Annotated in this window: 19 protein-coding genes; 10 read left to right on the forward strand and 9 right to left on the reverse strand. The window is 65.1% G+C overall.

All coding sequences use genetic code 11. From position 1 onward, the window contains the following. Window positions 1-293: 293 nt before the first annotated feature. Both JQ566_RS29530 and JQ566_RS29535 read right to left on the reverse strand, forming a co-directional pair. Window positions 294-1,568, reverse strand: a complete 1,275-nt coding sequence (locus JQ566_RS29530; RefSeq protein WP_212378968.1) for a cytochrome P450 — start codon at window positions 1,566-1,568, stop codon at window positions 294-296. A 24-nt stretch (window positions 1,569-1,592) separates the two neighbouring features. Continuing rightward, window positions 1,593-2,858, reverse strand: coding sequence for a cytochrome P450 (locus tag JQ566_RS29535; protein WP_212378969.1), 1,266 nt, complete (start codon window positions 2,856-2,858; stop codon window positions 1,593-1,595). A gap of 308 nt (window positions 2,859-3,166) precedes the next feature. Here JQ566_RS29535 and JQ566_RS29540 point away from each other — a divergent pair, with 308 nt between their 5' ends. Continuing rightward, window positions 3,167-4,312 (forward strand): YjgN family protein, encoded by a 1,146-nt coding sequence (locus JQ566_RS29540; RefSeq protein WP_212379022.1) that lies wholly within the window; start codon window positions 3,167-3,169, stop codon window positions 4,310-4,312. Between the two features lie 3 nt (window positions 4,313-4,315). Then, window positions 4,316-5,425 (forward strand): M48 family metallopeptidase, encoded by a 1,110-nt coding sequence (locus tag JQ566_RS29545; protein ID WP_212378971.1) that lies wholly within the window; start codon window positions 4,316-4,318, stop codon window positions 5,423-5,425. A gap of 9 nt (window positions 5,426-5,434) precedes the next feature. Here JQ566_RS29545 and upp read toward each other — a convergent pair whose 3' ends face one another. The 3 genes from upp to JQ566_RS29560 all read right to left on the reverse strand — a co-directional run bounded on the left by upp (window position 5,435) and on the right by JQ566_RS29560 (window position 8,678). Further along, complete coding sequence (gene upp / locus JQ566_RS29550; RefSeq protein WP_028179165.1) at window positions 5,435-6,064, reverse strand: uracil phosphoribosyltransferase; 630 nt, start codon at window positions 6,062-6,064, stop codon at window positions 5,435-5,437. Between the two features lie 113 nt (window positions 6,065-6,177). After that, window positions 6,178-7,416 carry a URC4/urg3 family protein gene (locus JQ566_RS29555; protein WP_212378973.1) on the reverse strand — a complete coding sequence of 413 codons (1,239 nt, stop codon included), beginning with the start codon at window positions 7,414-7,416 and terminating at the stop codon, window positions 6,178-6,180. Between the two features lie 5 nt (window positions 7,417-7,421). After that, window positions 7,422-8,678: a GTP cyclohydrolase II gene (locus JQ566_RS29560; protein ID WP_212378975.1), complete on the reverse strand. Its 1,257-nt coding sequence runs from the start codon at window positions 8,676-8,678 to the stop codon at window positions 7,422-7,424. A 374-nt stretch (window positions 8,679-9,052) separates the two neighbouring features. Between JQ566_RS29560 and JQ566_RS29565 the strand changes: the two genes are divergently transcribed. Both JQ566_RS29565 and JQ566_RS29570 read left to right on the forward strand, forming a co-directional pair. Further along, window positions 9,053-10,180 carry a threonine synthase gene (locus tag JQ566_RS29565; RefSeq protein ID WP_212378977.1) on the forward strand — a complete coding sequence of 376 codons (1,128 nt, stop codon included), beginning with the start codon at window positions 9,053-9,055 and terminating at the stop codon, window positions 10,178-10,180. 93 nt (window positions 10,181-10,273) lie between these two features. Next, window positions 10,274-11,080, forward strand: a complete 807-nt coding sequence (locus JQ566_RS29570) for a class I SAM-dependent methyltransferase (RefSeq protein WP_212378979.1) — start codon at window positions 10,274-10,276, stop codon at window positions 11,078-11,080. Window positions 11,081-11,156: 76 nt separating this feature from the next. Here JQ566_RS29570 and JQ566_RS29575 read toward each other — a convergent pair whose 3' ends face one another. Both JQ566_RS29575 and JQ566_RS29580 read right to left on the reverse strand, forming a co-directional pair. Continuing rightward, entirely contained in the window at window positions 11,157-11,972 is an 816-nt protein-coding gene (locus JQ566_RS29575) for a DUF2927 domain-containing protein (RefSeq protein ID WP_212378981.1), read from the reverse strand. Window positions 11,973-12,190: 218 nt separating this feature from the next. After that, window positions 12,191-12,769, reverse strand: a complete 579-nt coding sequence (locus tag JQ566_RS29580; RefSeq protein ID WP_212378983.1) for a L,D-transpeptidase — start codon at window positions 12,767-12,769, stop codon at window positions 12,191-12,193. A gap of 262 nt (window positions 12,770-13,031) precedes the next feature. Here JQ566_RS29580 and JQ566_RS29585 point away from each other — a divergent pair, with 262 nt between their 5' ends. After that, complete coding sequence (locus JQ566_RS29585; RefSeq protein WP_212378985.1) at window positions 13,032-14,579, forward strand: acetolactate synthase large subunit; 1,548 nt, start codon at window positions 13,032-13,034, stop codon at window positions 14,577-14,579. Window positions 14,580-14,778: 199 nt separating this feature from the next. Beyond that, on the forward strand, window positions 14,779-15,297 hold the full coding sequence (locus tag JQ566_RS29590; protein WP_212378987.1) for a hypothetical protein: 519 nt from the start codon (window positions 14,779-14,781) through the stop codon (window positions 15,295-15,297). Window positions 15,298-15,438: 141 nt separating this feature from the next. Here JQ566_RS29590 and JQ566_RS29595 read toward each other — a convergent pair whose 3' ends face one another. After that, entirely contained in the window at window positions 15,439-15,672 is a 234-nt protein-coding gene (locus tag JQ566_RS29595; protein WP_027576140.1) for a DUF3551 domain-containing protein, read from the reverse strand. A gap of 261 nt (window positions 15,673-15,933) precedes the next feature. On the opposite strand from JQ566_RS29595, the gene JQ566_RS29600 reads away from it, so the two are divergent. From JQ566_RS29600 to JQ566_RS29615, 4 genes are all read left to right on the forward strand, one after another. Then, window positions 15,934-16,281, forward strand: coding sequence for a hypothetical protein (locus JQ566_RS29600; protein WP_212378989.1), 348 nt, complete (start codon window positions 15,934-15,936; stop codon window positions 16,279-16,281). Window positions 16,282-16,442: 161 nt separating this feature from the next. Then, complete coding sequence (locus JQ566_RS29605; RefSeq protein WP_212379024.1) at window positions 16,443-16,910, forward strand: hypothetical protein; 468 nt, start codon at window positions 16,443-16,445, stop codon at window positions 16,908-16,910. Window positions 16,911-16,967: 57 nt separating this feature from the next. Next, window positions 16,968-17,450, forward strand: coding sequence for a transcription elongation factor GreA (gene greA, locus JQ566_RS29610; protein ID WP_212378990.1), 483 nt, complete (start codon window positions 16,968-16,970; stop codon window positions 17,448-17,450). Window positions 17,451-17,576: 126 nt separating this feature from the next. Next, complete coding sequence (locus JQ566_RS29615) at window positions 17,577-18,251, forward strand: hypothetical protein (protein WP_212378992.1); 675 nt, start codon at window positions 17,577-17,579, stop codon at window positions 18,249-18,251. Between the two features lie 48 nt (window positions 18,252-18,299). Here the strand turns inward: JQ566_RS29615 and JQ566_RS29620 are convergent, their stop codons facing one another. Continuing rightward, complete coding sequence (locus JQ566_RS29620; RefSeq protein ID WP_212378994.1) at window positions 18,300-19,073, reverse strand: SDR family NAD(P)-dependent oxidoreductase; 774 nt, start codon at window positions 19,071-19,073, stop codon at window positions 18,300-18,302. Window positions 19,074-19,280 lie beyond the last annotated feature (207 nt).

Consider the following 19,280-nt stretch of genomic DNA (forward strand, 5'->3'; position numbering starts at 1 on the left):
CGCGGGCGGTCGTGCCTTCACATCTGGCGCGAGCTGTCATGCCGAAATTTTATAGCTGGGGAGGTGTGATAGCGGAGCGTTAGGGGCGGTGTGCTCCCAGCCCCACCCTCGGTGTCATTGCCCGCCTAGTGCGCAATTGCGCACAGGGGCGGGCAATCCAGTATTCCAGAGGCCTCACGGCTGGAACCGAGAAGCTGCGGCGTACTGGATGCCCCGCCCCCCGTGCGCAATTGCGCACTAGGCGGGGCATGACAGCGGAGTTTGGTGAGGCGCTTTGGCTCAAGGCACTCCACCTACCCCGGTATCCGCACCGGCAGCGACTCGTATCCCTTGATGAAGCTCGAATAGATCCGCTTGGGCTCGCCGACCACCTCGATGCGGTCGAACCGCTTCAGCATCTCCTCCCAGACGATCCGCAGTTGCAATTCGGCCAGCCGCATGCCGACGCAGCGGTGAATGCCGAAGCCGAAGGAGAGGTGGGTGCGCGGGCGCGGGCGGTCGATGATGAACTCGTTCGGCTTCTCGAACATCTCCTCGTCGCGATTGCCGGAGACGTACCACATCACGACGCGGTCGCCTTTCTTGATGTGCTTGCCGCCGATCTCGGTATCCTCTAGCGCGGTGCGCCGCATATGCGCCAGCGGCGTCTGCCAGCGGATCACCTCCGGCACCATGGAATCAATGAGAGCCGGATTGGCGCGCAGCTTGTCGTACTGGTCCGGGTTCTCGTTCAGCGCCAGCACCGAGCCGGTCATGGTGTTGCGCGTGGTGTCGTTGCCGCCGACGATGAGCAGGATGATGTTGCCCATGAGGTTGTCGGGATCCATGTAGCGCGTGGCCTCGTTGTGCGCCATCAGCGACAACAGGTCGTTGCGCGGTGCCGAGTTGACGCGCTCGTTCCAGAGCTTGGACATAAAGGCATAGCACTCGTCCATCTCGCGGCGGCGCTCTTCGGCGCTGGCGACGATGCCGCTCTTGGGCAGCGCAGTCGACACGTCGGACCAGCGCGTCAGCTTGCGCCGCTCCTCCCAGGGAAAGTCGAACAGGGTCGCCAGCATCTGCGTGGTCAGCTCGATCGAGACGCGCTCGACGAAGTTGAAGGTCTCGTTGCGCGGCAGATTGTCGAGCACGGTCTGCGAGCGCTGGCGGATCAGTCTTGCCAGCTCGTCCAGGTGCGTCGGCGTGAACATCGGCGACACCGTCTTGCGCTGCGCCGAATGCCGGGGCTGGTCCATCGCGATGAAGCTTGGATAGTCATAGCCTTCCGGCACGTCTCGGATCGAGATGCCGCCGAGCTTGGAGTCCGAGGAGAAGATGCCGTGATTGGTGTCGACATGCATGATGTCGTCGTACTTCACCACCGACCAATAGGGCTCGATCGGCGCGTTGGTGCAGTAATGCACCGGCTCTTCCTTGCGCAGCCGCTCGAACCAGGGCCACAGCGTGTCGTCCTGGAACAGCCGGGGCGCGCCGGGGTGGAATTGCGACAGCGGCGTCGCATAGGCCTCCTCGCGAGCCCTGCGCATGCGTTCGGCCTTGTCCACTTTAACCGGCGCTTGGATGTTCATGATCGTGGCTCCGTTGCGTTCGACTCACGCAGCAATCTTCACCGGCAGCGTCTCGATACCCTTTACGAAACTCGAATAGACCCGGGTGGGTTCGCCGACCACGTCAATATGGTCGAATCGCTTGAGAATTTCTTCCCAAATTATCTTGAGCTGGAGCTCGGCAAGCCTGAGGCCCACGCAGCGGTGGATGCCGAAGCCGAAGGACAGATGCGTGCGGGGGCGGGCGCGGTCGATGATGAATTCGTAGGGCCTTTCGATCGCCTCCTCGTCGCGGTTGCCCGAGACGTACCACATCACGACCTTGTCACCCTTCTTGATCTGCTTGCCGCGGAACGCGAAATCGGAGAGCGCCGTGCGCCGCATATGCGCGAGCGGCGTCTGCCAGCGGATCACCTCCGGCACGAAGCTGTCGAGCAGATCGGGGTTCTCGCGCAGCTTGCGATATTGCTCCGGATGCTGGCTCAGCGCGAGAAGCGAGCCCGACATGGTGTTGCGGGTGGTGTCGTTGCCGCCGACGATCAAAAGGATGAGATTGCCGAGGAAGTTCTTCGCGTCCATGTCGCGCGTCGCGGCGCCATGCGCCATCATCGACAAGAGGTCGCTCTTCGGCGGCTGTTCGATGCGTTCCTTCCACAGCCTCGAGAAATAGCCCGCGCATTCCGTCAGCTCGGCCTGCCGCTCGTCCTCGGTCGCAACGAGGCCGTCGGGGCCGGGAATGGTGGTGGCGATGTCGGACCAGCGCGTCAGCTTGCGACGGTCCTCCCAGGGGAAGTCGAACAGCACAGCCAGCATCTGCGTTGTCAGCTCGATCGAGACGCGGTCGACCCAGTCGAACACCTCGCCGCGGGGCAGATTGTCCAGGCACTCGGCCGAGCGCTTGCGGATGTTGATGGCGAGGTTGTCCAGATGCGTCGGCGTGAACATCGGCGCCACGGTCTTGCGCTGGGCCGCATGGCGCGGCGGGTCCATCGAGATGAAGCTTTCGCGGCGCAGATCCGGATCGATGTCGCGGATGGTGATGCCGCCGAGCGCGGAGGCCGAGGAGAACACCGAATGGTTGGTCTCGATCTCCATGATGTCGTTGTAGCGCGTCACCGACCAGTACGGCCCGAACATCGAGTCCTTGCAGTAGTGCACGGGATCTTCCCGGCGCAGCCGATCGAAATAGGGCCAGAACGTATCGGTCCTGAACAACTCGGGGTCGCCCGGATCGAATTGCTCCAGCGGCAGTGACGACGCGCGCGTGCGAAGTGCGTCGAGCTTGGCCGCGCTCTCGATGGTCCCATGCATGACCGTTCTCCCTGGCATGAACCGCGCGTCGTTGAATTCTGCGCTGCGGTATTTGATTTGCAATTACAGCCGGTTGTCCGCGCCGGGGCAAGGGAGAGTTTTGTCACATCCAACCTTCACGAGAGCGTCGAACGGCCGTCACGCCGCCACGCGAACGTGACCTCCGGCACGCCGCGCGGTGGAGAATCGTGCAAGAAACCGACTGGAATCGAGGTAAATCGAACCCGCCCATCTTGGGGACCGACTAACCTCTGATCTATAGTTTGATCGGAACATCTCCGCATCCCGAGGTTGCCGCCGTGAACGATATGCAATGGGCCCCCATCGGCTCCGAACCCTTACCCCCGCCGCTGCCGCCGACGCGGGTGGATTTCACCGGCAACCGCTCCGAGTTCCGCAAAATGGTCACCAAGGGTGCCATGCTGGAGCTCGTCACCTTCGGCTTCTACCGGTTTTGGCTCGTCACCGACATCCGCCGTCATCTGTGGACACACACAGCAGTCGACGACGATGCGGCCGAATACACCGGACGAGCCAAGGAGCTCTTGATCGGCTTCCTGATCGCACTGGCGATCCTGGTGCCGATCTATCTGGCCTATTTCCTTGTTGGCATCGAGTTCGAGCGCTGGCAGGCCTTTGCCTCGGTGCCGTTGTTCGTCGCCTTCTACGCCTTCGGTCAGTTCGCGATCTTTCGCGCGCGGCGCTATCGCCTGACGCGCACGGTCTGGCGCGGTGTGCGGTTCTGGATGGACGGCTCGGGCTGGGCCTATTCGTTCCGCGCCATGGCGTGGGGCTTGCTCGTGTTCCTGACGCTCGGCCTGGCGCTGCCCTGGCGCGAGGCGGCGCTCGAACGCTACAAGATGCAGCACACCCATTACGGCGATCTCACCGGCGATTTCGAAGGCGACGGCTGGACCTTCTTCAAGCGCGGCTGGTGGCTGTGGCTGCTCAGCCCGGTCGCGCTGGTCATCTTCCCGCTCGCGCCGTTCTTCTATGCCGAGTTTAGGGCGCGCGAATGGCGCTGGTGGCTGGACGGCATCCGTATCGGCGGCGTCAGCCTGTCCTCGGAACTGCCGCACAACGCGTTCTACGGCCTGTACTGGAAGGTGATCGGCTGGTGGACGCTGCTCTCGATGATCTTCGGCGCCTATATCGGCGGCGCCACCATGCTCGTGGTCCAGTTGAGCGGCCTTCCGGCCGAGCAGGTGTTCGGGCCCGAAAATGGCGCCAAGAGCATTCCGATGTTGGTGGCGATGGTCATCGGCTATTTCGCCCTTGCCCTTGCCCTCAACATCGTGATGCGGGTCTATTTGCAGCGCGATCTCTGGGCCAAGGTGCTGGAGACCGTCGAGGTACACAATATCGCGGCCGCCGCGGACGTGCGCGGCAGCGGCGAGCTTGCCAGCGCGCTCGGAGAAGGCTTTGCCGATGGACTCGATGTCGCGGGATTCTGAGCTGTGAGTGACGTGTCCATCGAAGCCCCGGCGCAGTCCAAAAAGCCGACGATCTTCTTCGACGGCGTGTCGAGCCGCAAACGGCAGGTGACGCTGACCCTGGGTGATGCGCTCGAAATCGTCGAGGAGGGCGCAGAGCCCGTGCGCTGGGCCTATGCCGACATTCGCCGCGCCGACAGCCCGGCTGGCGTTTTGCGGCTGGCCTCGACGTCTGCGCCGCCGCTGGCGCGGCTCGAAATTCGCGACGCCGCGCTCGCCGCGGACGTGACCGCCCGCTGCATGCGTCTCGACGAGCACCAGACGTCGCGCCGCGGCATCGCAAAGATCGTCGGCTGGTCGGTCGCCGCAGCCGTCTCCATCGTCTGCGTCGTGCTGTTCGGCGTGCCGCTCGCCGCCGATCGTCTCGCACCGCTGGTGCCGAAGCCGGTCGAACGGCGCATCGGCGATGCCGCCGAGGTCCAGATGAAGACCATCTTCGGCCGCAGCGTGTGCGAAGACCCTGCGGGCAAGGCCGCCTTCACGAAGCTCGTCAACCGGCTGCGCGATGCGGCCGGCCTCGACGACACCATGACGGCGGGCGTGCTGCCGACCTCCGTGCCGAATGCCTTCGCGCTGCCCGGCGGCAAGGTGTTCGTGCTGAAGGGCCTGCTCGACAAGGCCCAGAGCCCCGACGAGCTCGCCGGCATCCTCGCCCACGAGCTCGGCCATCTCAAGCACTACGACAACATGCGCGGCCTGATCTACAACGGCGGCACATCGTTCCTGATCGGCCTGCTGTTCGGCGACGTCACCGGCTCTTCGGCCGTGATCTTCGCCTCGCGCAGCCTGGTCGAGGCCTCCTACTCGCGCGAGGCCGAGACCGCTGCGGATACGTTTGCGATCGACATCATGCATGCGCTCGGCCGTTCGCCGAAGCCCGCGGCCGAATTGATGTTCCGCATCACCGGCAAGGAAGGCGGCTCTGGCCTGACAAATATTCTCGCCAGCCATCCGCTGACCGAGGACCGCCTTGCCCGAATGACCAAGGAAGATCGCCCGGTCAGCGGCCCGCCGCTACTGACCGACAAGGAGTGGCAGGCGCTGAAGGGCATCTGCGGCAGCGGGAAGATCTGAGCTTCCTGCTTACCGCGTCCCGTAAGCGCGATCGCCGGCATCGCCGAGGCCCGGCAGGATGAACCCGTTCTCGTCGAGGCCTTCATCCACCGCCGCGGTCCAGATCGGCACGTCCGGATGCAATCCGCGCAGCCGCTCCAGTCCTTCCGGCGCGGCGATCAGGCAGGCGAGGCGGATGTCCCTGGCGCCGCGCTCCTTCAGCCGGTCGATCGCGGCGACGGCGGTGTTGGCGGTGGCGACCACCGGCGTCACCACGATCGCCAGGCGCTCGCTGAGATCGGACGGCGATTTGAAGAAATACTCCACCGCGGCAAAGCTGTGCGGCTCGCGGTAGAGGCCGATATGCGCGACCCGCGCGGTCGGCACCAGGTCCATCATGCCGTCGACGAAGGTGGTGCCGGCGCGCAGCATCGGCACGAACACCAGCTTCTTGCCGGCGATCTTGGCCGAATGCATCGTCGCCAGCGGCGTCTCGATGACGGTGTCGGCGAGCGGCAGGTCGCGCGTCACCTCGTAGCACAAGAGCATGCCGATCTCCTTGATCAGCTCTCGAAACGACTTGGTCGAGATGGACTTGTCGCGCACCAGCGTCAGCTTGTGCTGCACCAGCGGATGATCGACGATCGTGACGCCTTCCATGATGGGATACTCCTGAAATTCACCGAGTCGTCATTGCGAGCCACCGGATCCGCACGAAGCGCGGCCCCGGCGGCTCGCAATGACGCGCGTGGTCGCAAATCTCTATCCATTCTCTAAAAGACCGTGCCGTCGCTGATCACCTTGAGCGGCGGTGATCCATCGGGGCGGCGCGCAAACGCGATGGCGCGGCCCGCGGCCCAGGTGCCGCCTTCGAGAATGCTGGCGAGCGGCAAGGTTTCAGGCGTGCGGCCGAGCTTGGCTCGAACCAGGTCGGCGAGCCTGTCGAGCAGCGCAACCGTCAGCGCGCGCCATTCGACGACGAGCAACGAATCCACCGCATGCGCGCGCTCGGCATCCGTGGCGTCGCGCAGACGCAGCACCTCATGGTCGACGAAGAGGCCGCCGTTGCGGTACTCGGCGAGCCCGGTCAGCCCGTCGATGTCGGTGACGGCAAATCCGGCGCGCTGCAGCGGTTCGATCAGCGAGTAGCTCAGCCATTGCGACAGCTTGTGCAGCGGCACGAGGCCAGTCGTTCCGTCGTCCGTCGTGATCGCAGGATGCCGCCAGCAATCGCCGAGCGGAACGCCCGCGAGATCGAGTCGCGACGGCCAGATCGGTCCGAGCTGGTTAAGCACCGCCGACAGAATGGCGGGCGCCGCGACAGCACCGCCGACGGCTTGCGCCGCGATGTGATCGAACAGGCCGCCCGGCCGCGGCGTGTCGTGCAGGCCGAATACGTCCGCGCGCGTCGCCATCAGCTTGCCCAGTCGTCGCAGCAGGTCGGTGCGTCCCTCGAGGCCGAGCAGCGGATTGGCATCGCTGACCTGAAAGGCGGAGGTGAGGGAGGCGAGGGGCAGCTTTGCAAGCACGTCCGCATCGGCTCTGAACGGCGCACGCGCATTGCCGGAAAAGAGCCCGCCTGCGAACATATCGAGGCTTGCGATGGCGAGCCCTTCCGATCGGCGTACGTGTGCTCCCGTCACCGCGTCGCGATAGCGCCACGCCGCACCCGCGCCGGCATCGAGCAGCACGCTGACGATGGCGAGGTCGAACTCGGAGCGCGCCCGCGCCGCGCGATCCGGCCAGGACGCAGCATCGGCGAGCCGGGCCCAGCGGTCGACGCCGCCGAGCACGAAATGCCGCCACCTCGCGTGGAAGGGAATATCCAGCGTCGGATAGGCTTTTCGCGTGACCGCAAGCACGGCCTCGGCGACGCCGTCCATGCGATCGAGGTCGATCGTAAAGTGCTGGAGCCCGCCGGCAAGGCCGAGCTCGAGCATCTGCCCGGCGCGCGTGCGCACCGCCTTTGCGGTGAGCAGCGAACGCGCCTGCAATTCCAAAGCCTCCGCCATCGCGATCAGTATTTTTCGAGCGAACGCCCGACCACGCCGTTCACGTCCTTCTCCGGCGCGATGTCGGTGGAGTAATAGCCGGCGGCCTTCTTCGCGGCGATCTCGACATAGGCGTCGGCCGGAATCAGCTCCGGCGGGATCGGCACGCGCTCGACGATGTCGATGCCTTGCGAGGTCAGCGCGTCGTATTTCATGTCGCTCATCGACAGGAAGCGGTCGATGCGGGTCAAGCCGAGCCAGTGGATCGTATCCGGCATCAATTGCTGGAAGCGCGCATCCTGGACGCCGGCGACGCATTCGGTCCGCTCGAAATAGGCGGCGGCCGCATCGCCATCCTCCTGACGCTTGCGGGCGTTGTAGACCAGGAATTTCGTGACCTCGCCGAGCGCGCGGCCCTCTTTCCGGTTGTAGACGACGAGCCCGAGCCCGCCCTCCTGCGCGCCACGTGCGGATTCCTCGATGCCGTGGATCAAATAGGGTCGGCAGGTGCAGATGTCGGAGCCGAACACATCGGAGCCGTTGCACTCGTCATGCACGCGGCAAGTGATCTTGGTGCGATGGTCCGGCAGTTTTGTCACATCGCCGAACAGGTAGACGGTGGTGCCGCCGATTGGGGGCAGGAACACTTTCATGTCCGAACGCGTGACGAGCTCGGGGAACATGCCGGCAGTCTGCTCGAACAATGTGCGGCGCAGCTCGGTCTCGCCGGTGCCGAAGCGCGCCGCAAGGCCCGGCAGGTACCAGACCGGATCGATTGCGATCTTCACCACCGAGACACTGCCATTGGCGTGCACGACCTCGCCGTCGGCGCGCAGCCGCTTGGCGGCGAGCGCCTCGCGGATCTCCGGCAGGTCCAGCCGCGCCCGCGTCACCGCGATGCTGGGGCGGATGTCGGCGCCCTCGGCGATCTCCTGGCGGAAGTTCTCTGCGACAAGATGCCCCCAGGGATCGAGCGCGACGATTTTTGTGGGATCGCTCCATTGCGGGAACGGGCCGATGGTCGCGGCCGGGAAGGTGTTGGTGAGGTCGGGCCTGCGAATCGGATCGAGCGCGCCGGCGGAGACGGCGAGCGCGCGGTACATCGCGTAGGACCCGCCATGGCTGCCGATCACGTTGCGATCCCCGGCGCGCGACACCGTGCCGATGACCGGCCCGCGGGCGCGCGCGGTCGTCGCGCCCCAGTGGATCGGAAAGGTGGCCTTCCGGCCCGGCTCCGGATGGGAGGTCAGGCGGATGTGGTCGGTACGGTTGGCACGGCTCATGTCCAGGCTCCCAAAAAGCCAACGGCCCGCCGCTCGGACGGGCCTGGCTCGCTTGCGACGGCGAACGGGCGACGCAAGCTCAATCCAACATATTGTAGCGGCCGGCGACGACAGACAAGTTAATCGTGCCGGGCGGGCAGGGCCGTTTGCGACCAAATTCCCGTCAGCAACGGGCCCGCAAAGTCTGCCTTCAGCGCCAGGCGCTCGCGCTGGCCAAGCTCGCCGCTCTGTCGGCGCGACCAGCTTAAGAAATTGAAATATTTATACTTTTCATCTTTTCAAGGGGCCGCGCATCCTTTCGCTCGGCCAGCGTCGAATCCCGGACTAAACGTGTCATCGGCCAATCGCAGATCGCCCTTGTCTTGGAGACCCCAATGCCCACCGCCAGCTACATCGATCCCCGCAACGGACAGCTCTATTCCCTTGACCAGCCGCGCTGGTGCTCGGACGAGCGCACGCCGCTGCTGGTGACGCCGGGTGCCGGCATCTCGCGCGAGGATATCGATAGAAGCACGCGGTCGCTGTGGCGCTACCGGGCGGCGCTGCCGGTCGAGATCGCAAGGCCGATCTCCCTCGGCGAAGGCTGCACGCCGCTGGTCCAGCAGGATTGGGGCGAACTGCGCCCGTTGTTCAAGCTCGAATGGTTCAACCCGACCGGCAGCTTCAAGGATCGTGGCTCGGCGGTGATGCTGTCCTTCCTGCGGCAGATCGGCGTGGACGCCATTCTGGAGGACTCGTCCGGCAATGGCGGCTCGTCGATGGCGGGGTTGGGCGCCGCCGGCGGCATGCGCGTGAAAATCCTGGCGCCCGCCTCGACGTCGCCGGCGAAGATCGCGCAGGTGCGCGCTTACGGCGCGACGGTGCAGCTCGTCGAAGGGCCGCGCGAGGAGTCGGAAGCCGAGGCCATTCGCCAGTCGAGCCAGACGTTTTATGCCAGCCACAATTGGCAGCCGTTCTTCCTCGAAGGCACCAAATCGCTCGCCTATGAAATCTGGGAAGACCTCGGCTTTCGCGCGCCCGACAACGTCATCGTTCCCGTCGGCGCCGGCAGCAGCCTGCTCGGCTGCGCTTTCGGCTTCCGCGAGCTGTTGAAAGCCGGGCAGATCGCAAAGCTGCCGCGCCTGTTCGCGGCGCAGCCGCTCAACTGCTCGCCGATCGATGCGAGCTTCAAGGCCGGTGTCGATACCCCCGTCGCGCGCGAGGTGAGCAAGACCATTGCGGAGGGCACCGCGATCAAGAATCCCCTGCGGCTGCGCGAGATCATCGCCGCCTTGCGCGAGAGCGGCGGCGGCACCGTCGCGCTCACCGAGGACGAGATCGTCGCCGCGCTGCGCCGCCTCGCGCGGCAGGGCCTGTTCGCCGAGCCGACCAGCGCCAGCGCGGCTGCGGCGCTTGAAAAGCTCGCAGCCGCTGGTGCGATCAAGCCGACCGACACCACGGTCGCAGTCCTCACCGGCACCGGCCTGAAAGCCGCAACCACCGTCGCTGATCTCGTGCAATAGAGCCCTCGTGCCGCGGAGCCACGCGAACGCGTTGAACCTTCGGTGTCCGTCGCCAGCCTCATGAAGATCGAGCTCGCGCAAAGGGAGAGTTTCATGACCGCGCAGGATCCGTTTGCAGGTTTCAAGGCCATCCAGAAGGAAGCCTGGTCGCTGTTCACGCCGATCGAGGTTTTCACGACACCGGCCGCCGCCAAGCTGGTTGGTTTTGCCGGCGTTGCCGCCGGCCAAAGGCTGCTCGACGTCGGATGCGGCACCGGCGTTGTCGCGATCACGGCGGCACGGCGCGGTGCAAAGGTCAGGGGTCTCGACCTCTCGCCGATTCTGATCGAGCGGGCCCGCGAGCACGCGCAACTGGCAAAGCTCGATGTTGACTTCGTCGAGGGCGACGCCGAAAGCCTGCCCTATGGCGACAGCGAGTTCGACGTGGTGCTCAGCCAGTTCGGCCACATGTTCGCGCCGCGTCCGGACGTCGCCATCGGCGAGATGCTGCGCGTGCTGAAGCCCGGCGGCACCATCGCCTTCTCCACCTGGCCGCCGCATCTCTATGTCGGCCGCATGTTCGCGCTGGTCGGCCGCCATCTGCCGCCACCCGAGGGCGTCGCATCACCGGCGTTGTGGGGCGATCCGAAAATCGTCGCCGAGCGTCTCGCGGGGAAGGCGAAGGAAATCTCGTTCGAGATGGACATGATGACGCCGTCCACGCTCAGCCCGCAGCATTTCCGCCGCACCATGGAAGCGACGATCGGGCCTTTGATCAAGCTCGTCGCCCAGTACAAGGACGAGCCTCACAAGCTCGAGAGCTTCCGTGCCGAGTTCGAGGCGTTGATCTCGGAGTATTTCGACGCCAGCAACAACGTGATGCGCCAGCAGTTCCTGATGTCGAAGGCCAGGAAGGCGTGAGGCGCGATCAAGGGTGAACGCGAGGTCTTGCCTACCCTCCCTGGACGGTACTCCCGCAAGGGGAGGGCAGTGCGCCTCACTCCCTCAGATCATTCACCTGCTTCACCCAGCTGCGCACATCCTTGAGCACCGCGGGCAGCACCGCCTTGACCTCCGCCACGGTCATGCCCGCCTTGATGCGGGGATCGTACAGCAGGTTGAGGATGTACTGGTCGTAGACGTCGAAATAGCCCATCGAGACGTTGTCGTTGAACATGGTCCAGGGCACGCTCGCGGTGTCGTTGATGGGCCCGAGCGATTGCAGCAGCTCCTCATAGGCGCAGTCGAGGAAGGTGAAATCGCCGTTGTCGACGGTGAGGATGACGTCGGAATGCTCGATCTCGAAATTGTCGTTCTTGCGGAAGCCGGACAGGCATTGCGGGTCGAGCGAGGAGCGGATCTCGCGCGCCTTCTCCGCGCCGTAGAAGCTCGAGATGGTGCGGAACAGATCGCGGTCGCGCACCAGCTTCACGCGCACATTCGCAGCTTCATTGGTGTCGATCATGGCGATGTCGAGATGCTGCACCCGGTGGGCGATGTCGGCCACGACCTTTGCAAGCTGTGTCTTGCGGTCGGCGCGGTCGCTCTCGGCGTAGACGCGCACCGGCCCGTCGAACTTGCGGATGCGGTCGACGCGGCCGGCCAGGTGATATTCGGCGCCGAATGCCGTCTTCAGGAAGCCTTCGGTGATCTCGCCGTCGGTAAAACTCTTCTTCTCGGCGCGCTGGCGCGAGGAGATCGCGGGCAGCTCGCCCGCGGCAGCGATGGGTGCGGCGTCAGGCAGACATGTGAGCACTGCGAGCGCAAGCAGGGTGATGCGAAGGGCAGGCGAGGGCGGGACAAAGGCGCACATCGTCCTGCAACGCTGCCGCATTCGCGCCGCGCGCACAAGACCGCAAATTCACGCGCCCTGCGGGTTCCCGGCGTTCTCTGTAGCGAGAGAGTTACCGCAGTGTCGTGGGCAAAGGCGCGTCAGCGCCGTGCCCACCATCTCAAACCGTGGGCACGCCGGCGGACCGCGCATTCGCGCGATCCTCCGGCTTTGCCCACCCTACGAGAGTTCGCTTGTGGTCAGTTGTTCAGCACCACCACCGTGGTGCCGACCGAGACCCGGCTGTAGAGGTCGGTGACGTCGTCATTGGTCATGCGGAAGCAGCCCGAGGAGACCGCCTGGCCGATCGTCTCCGGCTCGTTGGAGCCGTGGATGCGGTACAGCGTCGAGCCCAGATACATGGCGCGCGCCCCGAGCGGGTTGTCGACGCCGCCCTTCATGTGGCGCGGCAGGTCCGGCCGGCGCGCCAGCATCTGCGACGGCGGCGTCCAGTCCGGCCATTCCTTCTTGGCGGTGATCCTGTGCACCCCGCCCCAGCGGAAGCCGTCGCGGCCGACGCCGATGCCGTAGCGCAGCGCCTGGCCGTTCGGGAGCACCAGGTAGAGCCGGCGCTCGCCGGTGTTCACCACGACCGTGCCCGGGGCGTAATTGCCGTTGTACATGACGGTGGTGCGGGGAACGGGATTGGCGCCGGAACGAAAGAAGTTCGGGCCGCCGCCCATGATGTCGCGCGAGTCGAACTCTTCGGCGAACGCGCCGCCCGCCATGGCCGACAGCAGTGCGATGGCGGCAATCGGCGCGGCAAAAAACCGGATCATTGTCTCCCCCAGCAACAAATCGATTCAATGAATGCCACAGGCCATATTTGCGGGGTTTCCGCAAGCCACGGCGGCGTGAGGCAGGTCATCATCGGCAAACGGCGTTACCAATCGGCAACCACAATTTGCCGAAAACCATTAGCCAAGCCGGCGCATGCTCGCGCGGGGCAGGGCAGCGATGGCGGCTATTGCTTTGACGGAACGTGCGAACAATGATTGATCGGACGGATATCTGGACAATGCCGGTTGTGGGAGCCTTGCGATGAACGGTGCGGAAAGCCTGGTGCGGACGATGGTCGAGGGCGGGGTGGACGTCTGCTTCACCAACCCGGGCACCTCCGAGATGCATTTTGTCGCAGCGCTCGACCGCGTGCCCGGCATGCGCTGCGTGCTCGGCCTGTTCGAAGGCGTGGTGACGGGGGCCGCCGACGGCTATTTCCGCATGAAGGGCACGCCGGCCTCGACACTGCTGCATCTCGGCCCCGGCCTCGCCAACGGCCTTGCCAATCTGCACAATGCCAAGAAGGCGAATTCCGGCATCGTCAACATCGTCGGCCAGCACGCCGTCTACCACATCGGCTACAACGCGCCGCTGACCTCCGACATCGAGGGCCTGGCCCGGCCGATGTCGTCCTGGGTCCGCACCTCGCCGGATGCCAAGTCGGTCGCCGCCGACGGCGCCGCGGCGATTGCCGCCGCGAAAAGCGCGCCGCCGCAGATCGCGACCCTGATCCTGCCCGCCGACACCGCCTGGAACGAGGCCGACGGCATCGCCGAGGTGCCGGCCGAGCAGCAGCGCGCCAGCTATTCGCCGCAGGCAGTCGATCAGGCCGCAAAGATCCTGCATGGCGACGGCGAAGGCACGCTGCTCCTGATGACCGGCAGCGCCCTGAGCGAGCACGGCCTGGCGCTGGCCGAGCGCATCGCCGGCAAGACCGGCTGCACGGTGATGGGCCCGACCTTCCGTCCGAAGATGGCGCGCGGCCGCGGCCGTTTCTCGATCGACCGCATCCACTACGTCATCGATCAGGCCCTGCCGATGCTGGCGAAGTTCCGTCACATCGTGCTGGTCGAGTCCGACGACCCCGTGGCGTTCTTCGCCTATCCGAACAAGCCGAGCATGCTCAAGCCGCAGGGCTGCGAGGTGCATCGCATGACCTCCTGGGGCGAGAACTCGGTCGCGGCGCTGGAAGCGCTCGCCGGCGCCGTGAAGGCCAGTGCCAAGGACGTCAAGCCGCAGGCTTTGCAGGAGCTGGTCAAGCCGACCGGCGCGCTCACCTTCGCCTCGATCGCGCAGGCGATCGCCTGTGCGATCCCCGAGAACGCGATCATGGTCGACGAATCCCTCACCACCGGCCGCGGCTTCTTCCCGCCGACGGCGGCGGCCGCCCCGCATGACTGGCTCCAGAACATGGGCGGCTCGATCGGCTTCTCGACGCCGCTCTCGATCGGCGCGGCGATCGCCTGCCCGGACCGCAAGGTCATCACCATGGTCGGCGACGGCAGCGCGATGTACACGATCCAGTCGCTGTGGACGCAGGCGCGCGAGAACCTCGACATCGTCACCATCGTGTTCGCCAACCGCATCTACCAGATCCTGCGCGGCGAGTTCGACAATGTCGGCGCCGGCGAGCCCGGCCAGCGCGCCAACGACATGCTCCGGCTCGACCGGCCGACGCTGGATTTCGTGGCGCTGGCCAAGGGCATGGGCGTGCCCGGCCGCGCCGTCACCAATGCCGAAGAGTTCAACAAGGCGCTGACTGAAGCCGTCGCCGAGCCCGGCCCGCGCCTGATCGAAGTCCAGATGTAGGGCTGGCTGATCGCGCCGCGAACTCCGCGCCTCATCTAGGTGCGTAGCCCGGATGGAGCCAACGGGTCGGCGCAAAGCGCCGCCCGATGACAGGCTCCGCGTAATCCGGGGCTCCGTGTGTTTTGCGAGAACCCCGGATTGCGCTACGCTCCATCCGGGCTACTAACTTTGGCGTGCACGTGATGAGCCCGGAGGCACGATGCAAACCGAGCTGAACAAGGTGATCGCGGCGCTCCGGGACTTCTACGCCCACGAGGGTTTCCTGTTCGAGAAGGACGTCGGCGAGCGGGCGGTGACGCACCGCTTTGCCGTGCATCTGGAACAGCAGTTTTCGGGCTGGTCAGTCGACTGCAATTACGACCGGCTCGGCGAGCGCACGCTGCACCTGCCGCACGGCACCATCATCTCGACCGACGATCATCTCGGCAAGTCGATCTACCCCGATGTCGTCGTGCATCAGCGCGAGATTCCGAACAACCTGCTTGCGGTCGAGATCCGCAAGGCAAGCAATCACACGCCGCTCGATCACGATCAGCACAAGCTGCGGGCGCTGACCGACGTGCATGTCTGGTTTCCCTATTGGATCGGCGTGCTGCTGGTGCTGGACAGGCTCCATGTGACGATGTCGGAGGTCTATGTCTCTGGCCTCGTCGATGAGGCGCTGTCGCGCTGGTTCGCGACGCGGCTGGAGGAGACCGGCCTCGGAGCTCGCGCATAGAGCATGATCCGGAAAAGTGCGCAGCGGTTTTCCGAAAAGATCATGCTCAAACAATAACCTAAAGCGCGATGACGATTCATCCTGATCATCGCGCTTTAGAGAAGCGCGGCGTGCGCTATCGCTGCGCACGCCGTCACATCGTTAGTAATAATACGGCTGCGAGTAGGCATAGCGCGGGTTGATGCCGCAATAGGCCGAGGTGCCGGAAGCCGTGGCGGCACATTGCTGGTAGCTGGCGAACTGGCAATTGCCGGGATAGCCCCAGCTGCGGCCTTGCAGGCAGTATCTGTCGTTTGCGGCCTGAGCCGGCGCCGCCGACAGCGACGCGGCGATCAAGGTTGCGAACGATGCAAGCGTGAGGATGGTGCGACGCATTTCGGTCTCCTTTCGAGCGTGGGGTGGAACGGCCATGCCTTGCCGTTCCCCGTGGCCTGTCTGACGCACGGTCATGCAGTGTTGGTGTCGGCATGGCGCGATGCGTTCGAGAGAGGCACATCATGACGCAGGCGATGGTTCGCAATGTGATCTCCACCACAGTTCCGGTGTGGGATCGGACCTATTGTTGACAGGCTTGCACGTGTCGATGCCGGAGGCCTAGGCTGGCCTCATTCGGATCAGACAATCTTGGAGGTTCTGATGCAGAAATCATATTTGCTGGCCGCGACGGCAGCGCTGGTGCTCATGACGCAAGTGCCGCTCGCTCTGGCGCAGGGCGCGCCCGCCGCCGGAGGAACCACCACGCCTACCACGCCTGCCGCGACGACCGCTGCGCCGGCCGCGACGACGACAGCGCCAAGTGCGACCACCGACAGCTCCAGCCAGCCGACCGACACCAAGAAGAGCGCGTCGAAGAAGCCGGCGAAGAAGAAGATGACCCGGCAGCAGGAGATCGATCATTCGATCGACACCGGCACCGTGCCTGCGCGCTACCGCAGCTCCGTGCCGAAGCGGTATCAGCAGTATATTCCGTTCGACAAGCAGTAGCGGATCGCACGGCGGCGCGACGTTCGGATGTCGCGCCGCCGGTGCCATCGAGAGGTGGATACGGTCTTGAAAATACGGTCTTGGCCGCGCGGCTTCCGGCCCCACATCGCGGTGGCGGTCTGCGAGAGCAGTGCTAGAGTAGGGCGAAGCCGGGGGGAATGATGAGTGACGAGCTGAAGGATGCTGGCCTTGTGGCCATGATCAGCAGCATCCTGGGAGGCAACAAGCGCGCAGACAGTGTTGCACCGCCGCCGCTCGCCGATATTCCATCGATGGTGCCGGCGGATGCGGTGGAGCAGAAGTCCAGCTCCGATTCGCCAGCGGCCAAAGCCGAGACCGCGCCGGCTGCCACGAAACCGGTCGAGCCGCCTGCGCAAATCGCGACCACGCGGGATGGCAAGCGCCTGCTGCCGGCGGAGGCGATCGCCGATCTCGTGCTCGGCGAGCTGCGCAAGCTGGAAAACTTCCCGAACTCCGGCGTTTCGGTCACGGTCTATGGTTACCGGCACTGGAACGCGATGCTCACCTTCGCGCCGTTTTCGACCAGTTTCCAGAACGCAACCCGGTTCCGCCAGGCCGTGCCGGACCTCGTCTTCAAGCTCCGCCGTTTCGTCGAACTTGAGATATAGTCTAAGGCATCGGCGCCACGCGGCGTCGCCAACGAAACAGCTCGACAGGATCTTCAATTGAGCGTCGCCTTCACCAAGGAAGAAAGCGCCGAAACCGCGTCCGAGACGCTGTTGCCGGATCGCCCGATCTCGCCGCATCCGAACCTCGTGACGGAGGCAGGCTTCAAGGCATTGCAGACGCAGCTTGCCGAAGCGCGCGCGGCCTATGAAGCCGCGCAAGCCATCGAGGACGTCAACGAGAAGCGCCGGCAGTCGGCCGTGCCCCTGCGCGACGTGCGCTATCTCACCGAACGCTTGCGCACGGCGCAGCTGATGCCCGATCCTGTCGCGACCGATATCGTCGCCTTCGGCAGCACCGTGACCTTCCGCCGCACCGATGGCCGCGTGCAGACCTATCGCATCGTCGGCGAGGACGAGGCCGATCCGAAGGCGGGCTCGATCTCGTTCGTCTCGCCGGTCGCGAGGTCGCTGATGGGAAAGGCGGTCGGAGACGTCGTCGGCTCAGGCGCGCAGGAGATCGAGATTCTGTCGATTGCGTAGGGGTGCGCAAGCCGAGGTGAGTTGCGTGGCAAAGAGCGCCATCGACAGCAGCAATCCCGTTGGCCTAAAGCATGATCCGGAACAGCGCGAGGCCGTCGTCTCCGCCAAACAAAGCTTGATGATTGGATGAGACGGTTTTTTTCGGGAGCCTTGCCGTTCTACGCGCTGGCTGGACTGGCCATGTGCATGTACCTCGTTCTTTACAGGACGAGCCTCTTTGACCTGAACGCCATCGTCCATGGCGCGACCGGGTCGGCATGGTTTCCGGCCTTCATGTTCGCCTGCGTGCTGGTGGAAGCGGTCTTCCCGTATTTCGGCTATTTTCCCGGAACCGCCCTCATCCTGATGTCCGTGGCGCTGAATCCGAAGGCCGCGGACGGCTCGGTCTTCGTCGTGGCGTGGCTCGCCATCATCCTGGGCGCCGTTCTCAGCTATGGACAGGCTCGCTTCTTCAGGCCGTTCCTGCAGCGGGTGGCCTCGAAGGCGGCCCTGCGCCGATGCGAGTCCTTGTTCGACGCCTACGGCCGCTATGCGCGCATTGCCTTGTTCGTTCATCCCAACGCCTGCGCGATGTATTTCACGGCGCTCGGACTGCTCGGCCGCAGCCTGACGCGCGAGCTCGCTTATCTCTGCGTGGGTGCGGCGGCCGCGGTGGGCATTCTGTTCGTCATCGTGACCAGGCTGGTGTCGTCCATCGGGCCCACCGACGATGGCGAATTGCAGGTGCTGCTGGCAGCCGCGCTGGTCGCCATCGGGACACTGATCGGTCTCTACACGGCCTGGCGGCCGAAGGCCGCCTGAAGCTTGCTCCGTCATTGCGAGCTTGCAATGACGACCGATCATCGTGCTTTACACATCCGGCAGCTCGACGCCCGTCAGCTCGCTCAATTTGCCGATGAGCCGGTCCTGAAATCTCGGATCGGTCGCCTCACGGGCCGGCTCTTGCTGCTCGAGATGATGCCAGTAACGGCCGCTCACGAGGGCCGCGGGATCATCGCTTACTGCCAGCCAGGCCTGGGTCCGTTGCCCCGTGTCGATATCGCCCGGGGCGCCCGCGCCGCCCATCTTCGTGCGCACCCAACCGGGATCGACGGCATTGCTCAGGACTTGGGGCCAGCGTCGCGCCAGGGCGAAAGCGAGCGCGACGACGTGCAGCTTGCTCTCGGCATAGGCCTTTGCCGAGTCCCAAGCCCGCTTCCTCCAATCAATATCGTCGAGCGAACCCTCGCCGCCGCGGTGCAGTCCGCTGCTGAGATACACCAATCGGCCGGGCCGCTCGATCAGGGCCGTGAGCAGGTACGGCGCAAGCGTGTTGATGGCCGGGGTCTCGGCATGGCCTTCCGGCGTCGTGCCACGGCTCGGCCGCGTGTAGACGCCGGCATTGTGGATGATCGCATCCATGCGCCCGATCGCGTTGACCTGGTCCGCGATGCTCCGCGTCTCCCCCGCGCTCCTGAGATCGCCGACCACCAATCCCTGGGCACGCGAAGTGAGCCCGCCGCGCGCTGCGGCACGATCGGCCGAACGCGCATGCAGCACCACGCGGTGCCCCTGATCGAGGAGCGATTGCGCCGCCGCCCGGCCGAGGCCATCGGTGCTGCCGGTGATGAATATGGTCGCCATGGGGATTCTCCTAGGGTGTTTCGGGACGCAATCTACGGCGCTCGCGGCACTTGGGTCCCGCGATCCCCCTGGGCCTGCACCATGCGGACCCGAGGCAAATCGGCCTCCAGCGGCATTGTGAGGAATTCGCCGCTTCGGTCGATCGCGAAACGCGAATTGACGCGTAGTCGATTGAAAATCAACTCACGGTATGTCTGGTCGGAAGCA

It is taken from the genome of Bradyrhizobium sp. SZCCT0231, assembly GCF_018130245.1.
Classification (GTDB): domain Bacteria; phylum Pseudomonadota; class Alphaproteobacteria; order Rhizobiales; family Xanthobacteraceae; genus Bradyrhizobium; species Bradyrhizobium japonicum_F.

Bases quoted from the DNA above. Each gene is read 5' to 3' on its own strand.
- JQ566_RS29530 (WP_212378968.1), bottom strand. From the start codon at position 1,568: ATGAACATCCAAGCGCCGGTTAAAGTGGACAAGGCCGAACGCATGCGC.
- JQ566_RS29535 (WP_212378969.1), bottom strand. From the start codon at position 2,858: ATGCATGGGACCATCGAGAGCGCGGCCAAGCTCGACGCACTTCGCACG.
- JQ566_RS29540 (WP_212379022.1), top strand. From the start codon at position 3,167: ATGCAATGGGCCCCCATCGGCTCCGAACCCTTACCCCCGCCGCTGCCG.
- upp (WP_028179165.1), bottom strand. From the start codon at position 6,064: ATGGAAGGCGTCACGATCGTCGATCATCCGCTGGTGCAGCACAAGCTG.
- JQ566_RS29555 (WP_212378973.1), bottom strand. From the start codon at position 7,416: ATGGCGGAGGCTTTGGAATTGCAGGCGCGTTCGCTGCTCACCGCAAAG.
- JQ566_RS29560 (WP_212378975.1), bottom strand. From the start codon at position 8,678: ATGAGCCGTGCCAACCGTACCGACCACATCCGCCTGACCTCCCATCCG.
- JQ566_RS29565 (WP_212378977.1), top strand. From the start codon at position 9,053: ATGCCCACCGCCAGCTACATCGATCCCCGCAACGGACAGCTCTATTCC.
- JQ566_RS29570 (WP_212378979.1), top strand. From the start codon at position 10,274: ATGACCGCGCAGGATCCGTTTGCAGGTTTCAAGGCCATCCAGAAGGAA.
- JQ566_RS29575 (WP_212378981.1), bottom strand. From the start codon at position 11,972: ATGTGCGCCTTTGTCCCGCCCTCGCCTGCCCTTCGCATCACCCTGCTT.
- JQ566_RS29580 (WP_212378983.1), bottom strand. From the start codon at position 12,769: ATGATCCGGTTTTTTGCCGCGCCGATTGCCGCCATCGCACTGCTGTCG.
- JQ566_RS29585 (WP_212378985.1), top strand. From the start codon at position 13,032: ATGAACGGTGCGGAAAGCCTGGTGCGGACGATGGTCGAGGGCGGGGTG.
- JQ566_RS29590 (WP_212378987.1), top strand. From the start codon at position 14,779: ATGCAAACCGAGCTGAACAAGGTGATCGCGGCGCTCCGGGACTTCTAC.
- JQ566_RS29595 (WP_027576140.1), bottom strand. From the start codon at position 15,672: ATGCGTCGCACCATCCTCACGCTTGCATCGTTCGCAACCTTGATCGCC.
- JQ566_RS29600 (WP_212378989.1), top strand. From the start codon at position 15,934: ATGCAGAAATCATATTTGCTGGCCGCGACGGCAGCGCTGGTGCTCATG.
- JQ566_RS29605 (WP_212379024.1), top strand. From the start codon at position 16,443: ATGAGTGACGAGCTGAAGGATGCTGGCCTTGTGGCCATGATCAGCAGC.
- JQ566_RS29615 (WP_212378992.1), top strand. From the start codon at position 17,577: ATGAGACGGTTTTTTTCGGGAGCCTTGCCGTTCTACGCGCTGGCTGGA.
- JQ566_RS29620 (WP_212378994.1), bottom strand. From the start codon at position 19,073: ATGGCGACCATATTCATCACCGGCAGCACCGATGGCCTCGGCCGGGCG.